12 protein-coding genes are annotated in these 13,307 nt (G+C 60.5%); 10 read left to right on the forward strand and 2 right to left on the reverse strand.

The window, feature by feature from the left end; translation table 11 throughout:
* Positions 1-2 precede the first annotated feature (2 nt).
* The 6 genes from FAZ98_RS30930 to FAZ98_RS30955 all read left to right on the forward strand — a co-directional run bounded on the left by FAZ98_RS30930 (position 3) and on the right by FAZ98_RS30955 (position 7,340).
* Positions 3-875 (forward strand): isocitrate lyase/PEP mutase family protein, encoded by an 873-nt coding sequence (locus FAZ98_RS30930; protein WP_158957439.1) that lies wholly within the window; start codon positions 3-5, stop codon positions 873-875.
* Positions 876-1,096: 221 nt separating this feature from the next.
* Complete coding sequence (locus FAZ98_RS30935) at positions 1,097-2,257, forward strand: porin (protein ID WP_158957441.1); 1,161 nt, start codon at positions 1,097-1,099, stop codon at positions 2,255-2,257.
* Positions 2,258-2,471: 214 nt separating this feature from the next.
* Positions 2,472-3,221, forward strand: a complete 750-nt coding sequence (locus FAZ98_RS30940; protein WP_158951018.1) for an electron transfer flavoprotein subunit beta/FixA family protein — start codon at positions 2,472-2,474, stop codon at positions 3,219-3,221.
* 13 nt (positions 3,222-3,234) lie between these two features.
* Positions 3,235-4,170, forward strand: coding sequence for an electron transfer flavoprotein subunit alpha/FixB family protein (locus tag FAZ98_RS30945; protein ID WP_158957442.1), 936 nt, complete (start codon positions 3,235-3,237; stop codon positions 4,168-4,170).
* Between the two features lie 113 nt (positions 4,171-4,283).
* Complete coding sequence (locus FAZ98_RS30950; RefSeq protein ID WP_158958635.1) at positions 4,284-5,912, forward strand: electron transfer flavoprotein-ubiquinone oxidoreductase; 1,629 nt, start codon at positions 4,284-4,286, stop codon at positions 5,910-5,912.
* Between the two features lie 591 nt (positions 5,913-6,503).
* Complete coding sequence (locus FAZ98_RS30955; RefSeq protein WP_158957444.1) at positions 6,504-7,340, forward strand: c-type cytochrome; 837 nt, start codon at positions 6,504-6,506, stop codon at positions 7,338-7,340.
* An 81-nt stretch (positions 7,341-7,421) separates the two neighbouring features.
* On the opposite strand, the gene FAZ98_RS30960 is transcribed toward FAZ98_RS30955, so the two are convergent.
* Positions 7,422-8,630, reverse strand: coding sequence for an MFS transporter (locus FAZ98_RS30960; RefSeq protein ID WP_158958637.1), 1,209 nt, complete (start codon positions 8,628-8,630; stop codon positions 7,422-7,424).
* Positions 8,631-8,745: 115 nt separating this feature from the next.
* Between FAZ98_RS30960 and FAZ98_RS30965 the strand changes: the two genes are divergently transcribed.
* The 3 genes from FAZ98_RS30965 (at position 8,746) to FAZ98_RS30975 (ending at position 10,764) form a co-directional block, all read left to right on the forward strand.
* Positions 8,746-9,234: a MarR family winged helix-turn-helix transcriptional regulator gene (locus FAZ98_RS30965; RefSeq protein ID WP_158957446.1), complete on the forward strand. Its 489-nt coding sequence runs from the start codon at positions 8,746-8,748 to the stop codon at positions 9,232-9,234.
* Positions 9,235-9,470: 236 nt separating this feature from the next.
* Positions 9,471-9,836: an H-NS histone family protein gene (locus FAZ98_RS30970; protein WP_158957448.1), complete on the forward strand. Its 366-nt coding sequence runs from the start codon at positions 9,471-9,473 to the stop codon at positions 9,834-9,836.
* 178 nt (positions 9,837-10,014) lie between these two features.
* Entirely contained in the window at positions 10,015-10,764 is a 750-nt protein-coding gene (locus tag FAZ98_RS30975; RefSeq protein ID WP_158957450.1) for a response regulator, read from the forward strand.
* Here FAZ98_RS30975 and FAZ98_RS30980 read toward each other — a convergent pair.
* A complete protein-coding gene (locus FAZ98_RS30980; protein WP_158957452.1) occupies positions 10,709-12,568 on the reverse strand; it encodes a hybrid sensor histidine kinase/response regulator in 1,860 nt (619 codons plus the stop codon). The two genes, FAZ98_RS30975 and FAZ98_RS30980, sit on opposite strands and share 56 nt — an antisense overlap.
* A 373-nt stretch (positions 12,569-12,941) precedes the next feature.
* On the opposite strand from FAZ98_RS30980, the gene FAZ98_RS30985 reads away from it, so the two are divergent.
* Positions 12,942-13,205 (forward strand): hypothetical protein, encoded by a 264-nt coding sequence (locus tag FAZ98_RS30985; RefSeq protein ID WP_158957454.1) that lies wholly within the window; start codon positions 12,942-12,944, stop codon positions 13,203-13,205.
* Positions 13,206-13,307: the final 102 nt, after the last annotated feature.

Raw genomic sequence — 13,307 nt, forward strand, 5'->3', positions numbered from 1 at the left:
ACATGACGAAACAAAGCTTGAAGGAACAACTGCGTGGGGATCAGGCGGTGCTGGCTCCGGGCATTTACGACGCATTTACCGCATTGATTGCCGAGCAGGCAGGTTTTGGCGCGCTTTATCTGTCCGGCGCATCGATTGCTTATACGCGTCTGGGTCGCTCGGACGTAGGCTTGACGACCGCAACCGAAGTGGCCGACACCCTCTCCCGTATTACGGAGCGCATCAACACGCCTGTGATTGTGGATGGTGACACGGGTTTCGGTAACGCACTCAATACGCAGCGCACGGTGCGCGCTTTCGAGCGCGCCGGTGCCGCGATGATTCAGCTCGAAGACCAAACCTTCCCGAAGCGCTGCGGTCATCTCAATGGCAAGGGCGTTATTCCGGCAGCCGAGATGCGCGGCAAGCTGCACGCGGCGCTCGACGCCCGCCATTCGGAACAGACCTTGATCCTCGCGCGCACCGATGCACTGGCTGTCGAAGGCTTCGAGAAAGCGCTGGAGCGGGCCGAGACGTACCTCGATTGCGGTGTCGATGCCATTTTCATTGAAGCACTTCGTACTCCTGAGCAGATGCAGGAAGCGTGCGACCGCTTTGCACACCGTATTCCGTTGTTGGCCAACATGGTCGAAGGTGGCAAGACGCCGGTGAAGAGTGCGGCCGAACTGAGTTTGATCGGCTTCCGGATCGTGATCTTTCCGGGTGGTACGGCACGGGCGGCCGCCTTTATGCTCCGGGACTACTACGGCAGCCTGCATCAACACAAGACCACCTTGCCCTGGCAGGATCGCATGCTGGATTTCGATGCGCTCAATGAAATGATAGGAACGCCTGAATTAATGGAGATGGGCAAGAAATACGACGAAGCTGTTTGAGCGGAATCCCAGTCGTGAGATAGCAATTCTCATGTGGCGGCGTTGGGGTCTCTACCGGTGCTATTCAGAGCCGGTCACATGAAGAGCGAAAAGACCGTGTAGAGCATTATTGCTTCGGTCGAACCCATTCGATACTGGTTCGTGCACTTCAATGCGCGGATGATTGTTGTCGTCTATACGTAGTACAACTAAATCTAAAAACGAGGAGTTGGAGACTTAACATGAAGAAATACGCGTTGACTGTTTTGAGCGTAGTGCCCTTGTTCGCGCACGCGCAGTCGTCGGTGACGCTCTACGGTATTCTGGACGAGGGACTGCATTACCAGAGTAAGGTGGGTGCGGGTCAGAAAGTGTCGATGGACTCACTGTCGGGTCCGTACGGCAGCCGCTGGGGCGTCACGGGTACGGAAGATCTCGGCGCGGGTACTCAAGCCATTTTCACGCTGGAATCAGGCATCAATATGCCCAACGGGCAGGCGGCGCAGGGTAACACGCTATTCGGCCGGCAAGCGTTCGTGGGCTTGAAGAATGCGCAGTACGGAAGTGTGACCTTCGGTCGTCAGTACGACATGGTCTTCTATTTCCCGGAGTTTCTGGCGGGATATGCGCTGATGGGCGGCCCGACGTCTGTGCACCCGGGCGATCTGGACAATGCAGCGAACTCGGTCCGCTGGAACAACACCATTCGCTACATGAGCCCGTCCTTCAGGGGCTTTACGTTCGGCGGCTTGTACAGCCTGGGCGGTGTGGCGGGTGATTTCACATCGCAAAGCGGTTATTCGCTGGGCGCAGGCTACACGGCTGGCGGACTCAAGGTCGGAGCAGCGTACGAGTTCTTCAAGAATCCGACAGCCACGGCCGGCAAAGGTCTGTTTACCGACAACCAGAGTGGCGCGTCGAACCTGAGCGGTTCGCTCAACTCCGGGTATCAGACTGCGCAGTCCTATCAGGTCGCCATGATCGCCGCTAGCTACGCGCTGACGGACAAGTGGTCAGTTGCCGGCTCGTATTCGAACACCGAATACGGAAATCTTGGCTCGGGCTTTCAGAAAAACGCGGCTAAATTCCACAATTTCGATGTTGCCATCTCGTACAAGTTCACGCCGTTTCTTTCGACAGGATTGGCTTATGACTATCTGAAGGGCACGGCCGTCGGCAAAGCGGGGGATAGCGGTGCCGGTAATCAGCATTACAACCAGATCTCGTGGGCGACGGACTACGTGATGTCAAAGCGTACCGAGCTTTACGGCGCGATCGGCTACCAGATCGCTTCTGGGCAAAACTCGCTCGGAAAAAGCGCGGTTGCCAATATCAGTAATCTGGGCGATTCGTCGACCAATAAGCAGGTTCTCGTTCGACTCGCGATTCGTCATCGCTTCTAGATCGCGTCGCGCTTCGAGGTCTAAGCGCCATTGTTCGATCGATGGGGTTTCCGCTCGCTGACTGAGGCGACCGCTGGTCGTTTCAGTCAGTGTGTTTTATTGGGCAGTCAAAACCCGCAGACACGATGGGTGGATAGGTGATGCGGGTGTATCAGCGCGACGAATGCTTTCGTGCCGAACTATGCATTCTTTGAAATTTTGAAAAGTTGCCAAAATGAAAGTCCTTGTGCCAGTCAAACGCGTAGTGGATTACAACGTGAAGGTCCGTGTGAAGTCGGATGGCACGGGTGTGGATATCGCCAATGTGAAGATGTCGATGAATCCGTTCGACGAGATCGCCGTTGAAGAGGCGGTGCGTTTGAAGGAAGCGGGCGTGGCGACCGAAGTGATCGCCGTGTCGTGCGGCGTGACGCAAGCGCAGGAAACGCTACGTACGGCGCTCGCGATTGGCGCGGACCGTGCGATTCTCGTGGAGTCGAGCGAGGATTTGCAGCCGCTGGCGGTGGCTAAATTGCTGAAGGCTTTGGTCGATAAAGAGCAACCTTCGTTGATTATTCTTGGCAAACAAGCCATCGATGACGATTCGAACCAGACCGGCCAGATGCTCGCCGCGCTCGCGAATCTGCCGCAAGCGACGTTCGCCTCGAAAGTGACGGTTGCCGATGGCAAGGCCACGGTCGCGCGTGAAGTCGATGGCGGCGCGGAAACGCTTTCGCTCACGCTGCCCGCTGTGGTGACTACGGATCTTCGTTTGAACGAGCCGCGCTACGTCACGCTGCCGAACATCATGAAGGCAAAGAAGAAGCCGTTGGAGACGATCAAGCCTGAAGATCTTGGCGTGGATGTCACGCCGCGTCTCAAGACGCTCAAGGTCGCCGAACCGCCCAAGCGCAGCGCGGGCGTGAAGGTGCCGGACGTGAAGACGCTGGTCGAGAAGCTGAAGACCGAAGCCAAGGTGCTGTAAGGGGAGCTGAAAAATGACAACGCTGGTTATTGCTGAACACGACAACGCTACGATCAAGGCTGCAACGCTCAACACGGTTGCAGCAGCACAGAAGATCGGTGGCGACGTGCACGTGCTGGTCGCGGGCCACAACGCACAGGCCGCCGCCGACGCCGCCGCGAAGATCGCAGGCGTGGCGAAGGTGCTGCTCGCCGATGCGCCGCAACTCGAACAAGGTCTCGCGGAAAACGTCGAAGCGACGGTTTTAAGCATCGCGAAGAACTACTCGCACATCCTCGCGCCCGCCACGGCCGCAGGCAAGAACGTCGCGCCGCGCATCGCCGCGAAGCTCGACGTTGCGCAGATCAGCGACATCACCGCAGTGGATTCCGCCGATACGTTCGAGCGCCCGATCTACGCGGGCAATGCGATTGCGACCGTGCAATCGCAAGATCCGATCAAGGTCATCACCGTGCGCGCAACGGGCTTCGACCCGGTCGCGGCGGAAGGCGGCAGCGCCTCGGTGGAAAAGATCGAAGCGGCAGCGGATTCGGGTCTCTCGCAGTTCGTGAGCCGCGAAGTCACGAAGCTCGATCGCCCGGAACTCACGAGCGCGAAGATCATCGTTTCGGGTGGCCGCGGTCTGGGCAGCGGCGAGAACTATACAAAAGTGCTGGAGCCGCTCGCCGACAAGCTCGGCGCGGCCCTCGGCGCCTCGCGTGCCGCCGTGGACGCGGGCTATGTGCCGAACGACTTCCAGGTCGGTCAAACGGGCAAGATCGTCGCGCCGCAACTGTATGTGGCCGTCGGCATCTCGGGTGCCATTCAGCATCTGGCAGGCATGAAAGACTCGAAGGTCATCGTCGCCATCAACAAGGACGAAGAAGCGCCGATCTTCAGCGTGGCCGATTACGGCCTCGTGGGCGATCTGTTCAGCGAGATTCCCAGCCTGGTCGCTGAACTCGATTAAGACGCGCAGAACGAGCGAAAAATTTCTTCTGGGAGCGTTAAATCTTGACTACACCAAATGGCCGCGACGAGTCGTCATTGCGTCTGTGCGAAAAATACGGTCCCCGCGAGTCGATGGAATACGACGTGGTGATCGTCGGTGGCGGCCCGGCCGGGCTCTCCGCGGCGATCCGCCTGAAGCAACGGGCGGCAGAACAAGGCGTCGAGATCGGCGTGTGCGTGCTCGAGAAGGGCTCGGAAATCGGGGCGCATATCCTCTCGGGCGCGGTCATGGACCCGCGCGCCATCACCGAACTCTTCCCCGACTGGAAGGAACAAGGCGCGCCGCTGAACGTGCCCGTGGCCGAGGACAAGTTCCTGTTTCTCTCCGAAACGGGCGCGAAGGCCGTGCCGAACTGGGCTCTGCCCGACAACTTCAAGAACCACGGCAACTACGTGATCAGCCTCGCGAACGTCACGCGCTGGCTCGGTCAGCAGGCCGAGGCGCTGGGCGTGGAGATCTTCCCGGGCTTTCCGGCCGCCGAAATTCTCTTCGACGAGAACGGCGCGGTGAAAGGCGTCGCCACCGGCAACATGGGCGTGGGCAAGGACGGCGAACCCACCGAGAATTTCCAGCTCGGCATGGAACTGCACGCGAAATACACGCTGTTCTGCGAAGGCGCGCGCGGGCATCTGGGACGCCAGCTCAACGAAAAGCTCAAGCTCGACCGCGACGCCGATCCGCAGGTCTACGGCATCGGCATCAAGGAACTGTGGGAAATCGATCCGTCGAAGCACCAGCCGGGGCTCGTGATTCACACGGCCGGCTGGCCGCTCGAAAGCGATACCTACGGCGGCTCGTTCCTCTATCACATCGACAATAACCAGGTGATGGTGGGTTTTGTCGTGGGCCTCGCGTACCAGAATCCGTATCTCTCGCCGTTCGAGGAATTCCAGCGCTACAAGACGCACCCCGAGATCCGCAAATATCTCGAAGGCGGCAAGCGCGTCTCGTACGGCGCGCGCGCGATCACGGCGGGCGGCCTGATGTCGCTGCCCAAGCTCGTGTTCAAGGGCGGCGCACTCGTTGGCGACGACGCGGGTTTTCTCAACGTCTCGCGCATCAAGGGTTCGCACGCGGCGATCAAGACCGGCATGCTCGCCGCCGACGCCGCGTTCGACGCCGTGCAGGCGGGTCGTCAGCAGGACGAACTCGCGGCGTATCCCGAAGCATTCAAGCAGTCGTGGCTCTACACCGAGCTGTACAAGGCGCGCAATTTCAAGCAGTGGATGGGCAAGGGCCTGTACCTCGGCACGCTGATGGTGGGCATCGAGCAGAAGCTCATGGGCGGCAACGTGCCGTGGACGCTGCATCATCAGCATCGCGACAACGAAATGCTGAAACCCGCGTCGCAGTGCAAGCCGATCGAGTATCCGAAACCTGACGGCAAGCTCACGTTCGACCGGCTCTCTTCGGTGTTCATCTCGAACACGAATCACGAAGAGAACCAGCCCGCGCATCTGACGCTGAAAGACGCGAAGACTCCCGTCGACGTGAACCTGCGCACCTATGCGGGTCCCGAGGCGCGTTTCTGCCCGGCGGCGGTGTACGAGTTCGTGAAGAACGACGACGGCAGCGACCGTCTGCAGATCAACGCGCAGAACTGCGTGCACTGCAAGACCTGCGACATCAAAGACCCGACGCAGAACATCGTGTGGGTCACGCCGGAAGGCGGCGGCGGTCCGAACTATCCGAACATGTAAGCGCGCGCAGGTAAGCGCCGTTCGGAAGTCGAGATGAAAAAGCCGCTTCGGTTGAGAGACCGGAGCGGCTTTTTTGCATTGGTGCGTTCGCCACGACACTGTTGCGTTGTTGGCAAGGCCGAGGGGGGATGACAGTGAGCCGCTGCGAGACCTGTCAAGCAAGTGTCGTTGATAGAAGGGTTGGTTTATGTGGCTGGAGGCTTCGAAATATTGCTTGCTAACGTGATGGGCGTTGGAGTGCGACCTCTCCGGTTTGCGTCCCATCACGCGCCGACCGTACAATCCTGGTGATTAACGTAGCGCGCTCGACTGAATACTGGTGTCGCGATCATGAGAGATACGCAATCCTCACGGCCATCAATGGCTACGGGTTCTATCATGAATGATGGGAGTGGATTCCCCGGTGACTGGAAATCCGTTTTCGCGGCGCTCGAAGACCTCTTGCTCAAAACCTCTGAAAATGACGGGCTCTGCATCATCCGATTGGACTTGTTCGTTTGCTGACGAAGCCGAAGCATTGCCTGTTGGAACCGGCGGGATCGAATTATCGGCAACGGACGACACCGGCACTCCTGCTTTCAGGGAGGTCACATGCCAAAACGCATAATGGTCCCGGTTGTGCTGCTGACACTCGTTCTGGTCGTGCACGACGCCTTCGCGCAGTCCGCGCTTGAAATGACTATCGGTGGGAAGACGCAGTCGTTCAGCCAGGCAGCGTTGCTGGCTCGCAAGGACGCGGCCGACGTCACCGTTGCCCGCGATGTCGCATACGGCACGGCGTCGACCTACCGGGCGGTGCCGCTGGCCGACCTTATCGAAGGTGAATCGTTGCCCGCCGACAGCGTGCTTGAGGCACGCGCGCTCGACGGTTTTGCGGCGCAACTCCCGATGGACCTGGTGCGCAACCGCGACCCGGCCACTGCCGTTGCATGGCTCGCGGTCGAGGATAGCGCGAAGCCTTGGCCGAAACTGCCGGGCAAGCCGGTCAGCGCGGGACCGTTCTATCTGGTCTGGATCGGGAAAGAGGCGTCATCGGTGCGTAGCGAACAATGGCCGTATCAGCTTTCGAAGCTTGCTACCCAACCTTCGCCCGCGAAACGCTGGCCGGCGCTTGCTGTCGATTCCGCGCTGCCGGCAACCGACCCGGTTCGCGCTGGCCAAAGCCTGTTCATCACACAGTGCTTTACCTGCCACCGGCTCAATCACGCGGGCAGTGCCAATTTCGGCCCGGATCTCAATGTGCCGATGAACCCGGTCGAGTATTTCCAGCCCGCCGCGTTGCACCGCTATATCCGCAATCCGGCCTCGGTTCGCGACTGGGCCGGGCGCTCCATGCCGGCCTTCGCGCAAGACGAGTTGAGCGATCGCGAGATCGATCTGATCGTGGCTTATCTGGCGTACATGGCGCAAAGAAAGGTTGCGCAGTAGGGTGGTTTCGTACCGCCGGATAGCGACGATTGCAGCGCTCGCAATGTGAGCGGCCGGGTAAGCCGCTCTGGGTGCCTGGTATCAGCGTTGAGGTGCGAAAGCACGTGCATACGAGCGCGGGGAAAAGCGTGTACAGAGCAGACAAAGCCCAAGCGCGCCTGCCAGCATGATCGCCCATGCCGCTGTGAGATCCGCCAGATGATCGCGTAACGCGCCAGCCACGAGCGGCATGAGACTCGCGATCAGATAACCGCCGCCCTGGACGAAAGCCAGCAGTTCTCCGGCTCGCGCCGGGTTGTCGCTATGGTCGAGCGCGACGATCAGCGAAAGAGGAAACAGGGCGCCGATCCCCAGACCGAGCAGCAGGCACGCGAGGGCGGCGAGCGCGAGGGGTGCGCTCAGCAGGCAGCCGAGGCCACCGATCAGAAGCGCGAGCGCGACGAGCAAAGGCATGCGCCGATCGGGCATGCGAACGATCGAGGCCGAAACGGCGAGCCCGGCGGCGACTTCGGCAACGGTGACGCCCGCGAGGAGATAACCGGCCTGCGCGTGGCTCCAGCCCAATTGCGTGTAAAAAGGCGGCAGCCATGCGAGCACGAGCGTATAGGCGCCTGTACCCACGCCGAAGAACAGCATCAACTCCCATGCGCGCCTCAGGCGCCAGACCGGGGAGCGCGCCGCCGGGACGCGTGCTGCATGCACTGGCGGAGGACTTTGCCGCGCGCGAGGACCCGCAGCCACGAGCCAGAGCGCCCATGCGAATAACGCGGGTAGCGCCCATACGGCCAGTGCGCCGGGCCAGCCGCCGACCTGCGCGAGCGGAGCGGCAAGCGCGGCGGCCGCGGCTGCGCCGCCCATGATGGCGGTCGTGTACATGCCCATCATGGCGTCTGCGCGCACGCCGTAGTTGCGTTTGATAAACGCGGGCATCAAAGCCTGGATCAACGCAATGCCCGCGCCGGCCAGCAAGGCCGTAACCAGCATGGCCGCTGCACCATGGGCAAAGGCGCGGGTCGCGCACGCTAGCGCAATCAGCGCGATGCCGAGTCCTACCAGGGCGCGGGCGTCCGCGCGTCTTTGCAACGGCGCGCTGAGCAGAGCGCCTACTCCCATGACGCCCACCGGAAAGGCGGTGAGCATGCCGGCGCCCGCGTGATCGAGTCCGGTGGTGGCCATGATGCCGTCGAGCAGAGGTCCGACACCCGCCATCGTCGGGCGCAAATTCAAGGCCAACGCGATGATCGCGATCGTGAGAACGGGTGCTGCCGTTGCGGATTTTCGATGGTCCATATATTTCGACGTAAAGTATCTTGATGTCGAGTAAACTAGCCTGGTTATAAAGTCGGTGCAAGCGTCGATGCAAGCTGATATCTTGACGTCGAGAAAATGAACAGGAGCGGTACCCATGGGGCGAGCGAAGCGCGCGGCGGATCAATGGCGCAAGGAAAGACCGGACATCGACGCGAACGTCATGGCGACGATCGGCCGCCTGCTGGAGGCGAGCCATCTGATCGAGCGCACCCGGCTGATGCCGCTCGCGGCGCAATTCGGATTGCAGACGGGAGAGTTCGACGTAATCGCCGCGTTGCGCCGCGCGGGCGAGCCGTATCGGCTCACGCCCACCGAACTGTACGAAGCGCTGATGCTTTCGTCAGGTGCGATGACGAGCCGCCTCGATCGGCTCGAACGATCGGGATTGATCGAACGGCGTCCTTCGGCAACCGACCGGCGCAGCGTAGAGGTTTGGCTGACACAGAAGGGGGCGGACCTGATCGACGAAATCCTGCCGCATCATATTGCCAACGAGCAGGATGTTCTGAAGCTGTTGAGCGTGCGGGAGCGTGAACAACTCGATCGTCTCCTCGACAAGCTCATACGCGCTGTCGAGACCTGATCGCCCCTTGGTCGCCGATTGCGTCGTGCAGAGGAACCCGGTTCAGCACGAGAGCGGCACGTGCTCCAGTCGCGCGAAAACGTGTGCGATGCCGTAGGCCCTGCCGTCGCAGTGGGTATTCAGCAGCGTTTCCGGCGCGGCAGCGAAATTGCGTGTGGGGGTGCGATGGCGCGCAGACAGCCGCGAACTTGAGGGGTCCAATAGCCGACCGAGCCCATGTACCAACGGAAAGGAACATGAACGACAAGGTAGCGGTATTGGAGCAGCAGCTCGCGCGACTCGATGAAAGAATTTCGGTTGCCTGGCAGCAGGAACAGAAGGCCGCCATCGAACATATTCGCGAGGTAATGAACTTCTTCAATCTCGTGCCGAACCAGCTACGCGTCGACCGGAAAGGCACCTATAAGACCGTGCCGCTCGAGATCAAGTATCAGGATCCTGTTAGCGGGGCGACGTGGAGCGGCCGCGGCCGCGCGCCGTCCTGGATCCGGAACCGGACCTACCGCGACTTTCTGGTTCGACAGCCGGATATTGCGAAGGCCGAAACGCGCCAAAGTCCAGAACCGTCCAGCCGCGCAAAGAACTCAAACAATCGGCGTTAAAAAAACCCGACGCTCCGGGAAAAGAATGAATCGCCCCGAGCATAACGAAACATAGGGCGACTTCAACGAGAAACCGCGAGTAACATGGTCCGATGCGTGAATAGCGCGGCCATTTTATTGCCCGATTGCGGCGCATGGCATCGCTACGCTGGCACAGGGTGTGCCGGGAGACGATGAGATGCGCGTTCTGCTCGTCGATGATCACGAACTTTTCAGGGCAGGTCTCGCACTGCTGGTGAAAGCGTTATTCCCTAACGTCGAGCTACTTCATGCGAGTACGTTGCTGGGCGGAGTGAAAATCGCGACCATCGAGCATCCGGACATCGTATTCCTCGATCTCGAACTGCCCGATGGGCATGGATGCGACGCGCTGGCTCAATTGAAAATCGCGCGGCCATCGGTGCCGGTGGTGGTCGTATCGGCGGACGAAAGACTGGAAACAGTGGTGCGATGCCTCGAACTCAGGGCAATGGGCTACGTGCCGAAATCGTCGTCGCCGGAAGCGCTGCATGCGGCAATTCACGCCGTGCTCTCGGGCGGCGTATTCCTGCCAGCGGCGAGCATTGCCGGTCTAAGACGCATGATCGACGCCGATGAAAAGCGAGCGCAAGAGTCAGGAACTCCGCCGCCGGAACGCCGCGAGGCGCCGTGGAATACCCCGAGCTTCGGACTGACGCCGCGCGAGTTCGAGACGCTCGCGTGGCTCGTGCGCGGGCTGCCTTCCAAAGCGATCGCCGCGAAGATGGGGCTCGAAGACATCACCGTACGCAAATACATCAGTCATCTGCTCGCGCACTTCAACTTGCGGCGCCGCACGGAACTCATCGTGATGCTGGCCGACAAGGGCATCACGCTCGACCTACCTTCTGCTTTCAGTCCTGCGCCAGGTCGGGAGTCGCCTTACGCTGGGCCGCAACGTAACAGCTGATGTCGGCCAGCAGGTCTTTGGGGGCGGAGGATTTGCGCAACAGCATGAACGGTTCGGGGAAGTCCTGAAGAAAACGTTCGGACAGCAACTCGCCAGTGATGAACGCCACGGGAATCACGCCCGCCCATGCGAAGTGACGCCGGATCAGGTCAGCGACGTCCTTGCCCGTGGCGCCGTCACGTAAGCGGATATCGGTGACGATGAGATCGGGAATGCGGCTGTCGTCGGCGAGGATGGCTGCGAATCCCTCCATCGACCCGGCGGCATGCACGAGCGCACCCGCGCTGGAGAGAAGGCGAAGCAGGCCTTCGAGGACGATCGGCTCGTCGTCGCACAAGAGAATGAACGCCCCGCTGAGATCGGGCGTGCCGAGATCGGCTCCGGGATCGCTCGCGCCAGCGGCAGACGCGTTCACTGAAACCGGTGCATAGAGAGAAAACCGCGATCCGCGCCCCTCCACGGAGGCGAAACGGATTGCGTGCCCTGGCAGAATGGAGGCGACACGATGCACGATCGACAGCCCCAGGCCCAGACCTTTGGAACGGTCCCGACCGGGATTGTTGATCTGGTAGTACTCGGAAAAAATCGCCTCCCTGTGAGTGGGTGCAATGCCGATCCCGGTATCCCACACATCGACGCGCACGCGCTCGCCCAGTCGCACCCCGCCCAGTACGACGCCGCCTGCCAACGTGTTCTTGATGGCGTTCGACACGAGGTTGGCGACAGCGCGCTTGAACAGCGAGCGATCGGTCTCGATGGCCTGGATTGGCCGTTGCCTCGCGGCAATCCGGAAGTCGATCCCTTGCAGGCGGCTGGTTTCCCGGTATTGCTCGAAGATTTCGTTCAACACGTCGTGCAGATTCACGGGCGCCAGGCGCGGAACATAGGAGCCCAATTCACTGTAGTCCTGAATGTCTTTGAACATGTCGAGCAGGTCGCATGCGGTTTCCTCGATCACGTCGAGTTCGCGATCGACTGCGTTGCCGGTCAGGATTCTCGTGCGCGCGCTTCGAATGAAGAGATTGATGGCGGCGAGCGGCTGCTGGATGTCGTGATACGCGGACGAAAAGAATCGTTCTTTCTCCTTGACGAGTTCCTGCATGCGCAGATTCTGTTCGTTGATCTGCCGTGACGCCGCTTCGACGCGGGCCTTGGCCGCGCGCAACGTGCGCCCGTAGCGGAATTCGCGCCGTGCCGCGCGTTCAAGGGGAATGCTGAGCAACACACCGACGAGCGCCATCATGGGCAACATCGTCGCGTGCGCCGTTACCGATTCCACCCGCAATTCGACGCTTCCTCCCACCGGCTTGAAATAAAGCATGACCAGATAACTAACGACGCATATTCCGATCAGCCACGCCGCCGTGATCACCCGAAGCCGAAAGGCCATGAAGATCACGAAAAGGGAAAACATCAGTACTGGGTAGATTTCGCGCCAGCCGATGTCGCCGGGATAGAACTGCAGCATTCTCAGCGCCGCAAACCAGCAACTGAGTGTCCAGAGGGTGAGCAACCTGACCGCCCAGCGCTCGTCGAGTGCGCGCGGGGTCCAGATCAATACGGGAATCGTCATGCCGATTGCCGCGGCGACTCTGAGGAAAATCAGTTCGTTGTGGTGCAGATGGTCCGGGTCGAGTAGGTTCAACCGGTAATAATCCCGGAAGCAAAACAAGAACCACAGCGCGGTGAAGATCGCAATGGCGAGCCGGCGCTGCCCCGAGAACCGTCGCGCATAGTCTCGCCGGAACGCGCGCTCCTGAGCCGCAGATTTGAACTTGCGCACCGTGAGGCCTGACGATCTCATGAGGACGCTCAATCAGGAAAATGCCAGCCTGGGAAGGCGGCGTGTGATCCAGACAGAATAGCAGTCCGTCGTGCCGGCTCCTACGCACAAATGTAGCGTTGCGCAGGTCCCGGCCGGGTCCGCGCACCTACATCTTTCCACATGCTGGTTTGTTTTCCTGACTACCTGTGTGGGTAGCGACGCCGTCTCGCTCGACCGACAATCGACATGACCGTGCCAGGAAACGACAGTCGCGCCAATGCGTAACGATCACCGTGTCGCTACGCCTCCTTCCCCTGGTCTCTCATCCGTTTTTCGTCAGGGCGATCGTCCGGGTCTTTTTCGGTCCTTTTCCAGCCGGACATCGCGGCAACGCAGGTCAAAGGAGAGTCTCATGAGAACAGTTTTGCTCGTCGCGGGTGGCGTACTTTGCGCGTGCGCCTGGCATGCCAATGCGCAGGACACGAGCACGAATCCGGCGGCTGGAATGCAGGGCAGCGCGGACACGTCGGAAGGTCCGGATCTTGCCGGAAAATCGATGTCCGGAGCGCCTGCCGGGCTTTCTGGAAAGTCTCGCGACGAGGTCTATCAAGACCTGCTGCGATCACAGAAAAATGGTGAGGCAGCGCGAATCCAGGAGTTGTTCAAAGGCAGCTGAACGCCCGCAACGGGGTGCCAGGAAATGCGGACAGCGGGTGGCGAATGGCGGTGTACAACGTATCAAGTTGCCACTTTAATGAAATGCAATACAGTTGATGCG

This window comes from Paraburkholderia acidisoli (assembly GCF_009789675.1).
GTDB classification, from domain to species: Bacteria; Pseudomonadota; Gammaproteobacteria; order Burkholderiales; family Burkholderiaceae; genus Paraburkholderia; species Paraburkholderia acidisoli.

Coding starts and splice junctions, on each gene's coding strand:
- FAZ98_RS30930 (WP_158957439.1), top strand. CDS start 3: ATGACGAAACAAAGCTTGAAGGAACAACTGCGTGGGGATCAGGCGGTG.
- FAZ98_RS30935 (WP_158957441.1), top strand. CDS start 1,097: ATGAAGAAATACGCGTTGACTGTTTTGAGCGTAGTGCCCTTGTTCGCG.
- FAZ98_RS30940 (WP_158951018.1), top strand. CDS start 2,472: ATGAAAGTCCTTGTGCCAGTCAAACGCGTAGTGGATTACAACGTGAAG.
- FAZ98_RS30945 (WP_158957442.1), top strand. CDS start 3,235: ATGACAACGCTGGTTATTGCTGAACACGACAACGCTACGATCAAGGCT.
- FAZ98_RS30950 (WP_158958635.1), top strand. CDS start 4,284: ATGGAATACGACGTGGTGATCGTCGGTGGCGGCCCGGCCGGGCTCTCC.
- FAZ98_RS30955 (WP_158957444.1), top strand. CDS start 6,504: ATGCCAAAACGCATAATGGTCCCGGTTGTGCTGCTGACACTCGTTCTG.
- FAZ98_RS30960 (WP_158958637.1), bottom strand. CDS start 8,630: ATGGACCATCGAAAATCCGCAACGGCAGCACCCGTTCTCACGATCGCG.
- FAZ98_RS30965 (WP_158957446.1), top strand. CDS start 8,746: ATGGGGCGAGCGAAGCGCGCGGCGGATCAATGGCGCAAGGAAAGACCG.
- FAZ98_RS30970 (WP_158957448.1), top strand. CDS start 9,471: ATGAACGACAAGGTAGCGGTATTGGAGCAGCAGCTCGCGCGACTCGAT.
- FAZ98_RS30975 (WP_158957450.1), top strand. CDS start 10,015: ATGCGCGTTCTGCTCGTCGATGATCACGAACTTTTCAGGGCAGGTCTC.
- FAZ98_RS30980 (WP_158957452.1), bottom strand. CDS start 12,568: ATGAGATCGTCAGGCCTCACGGTGCGCAAGTTCAAATCTGCGGCTCAG.
- FAZ98_RS30985 (WP_158957454.1), top strand. CDS start 12,942: ATGAGAACAGTTTTGCTCGTCGCGGGTGGCGTACTTTGCGCGTGCGCC.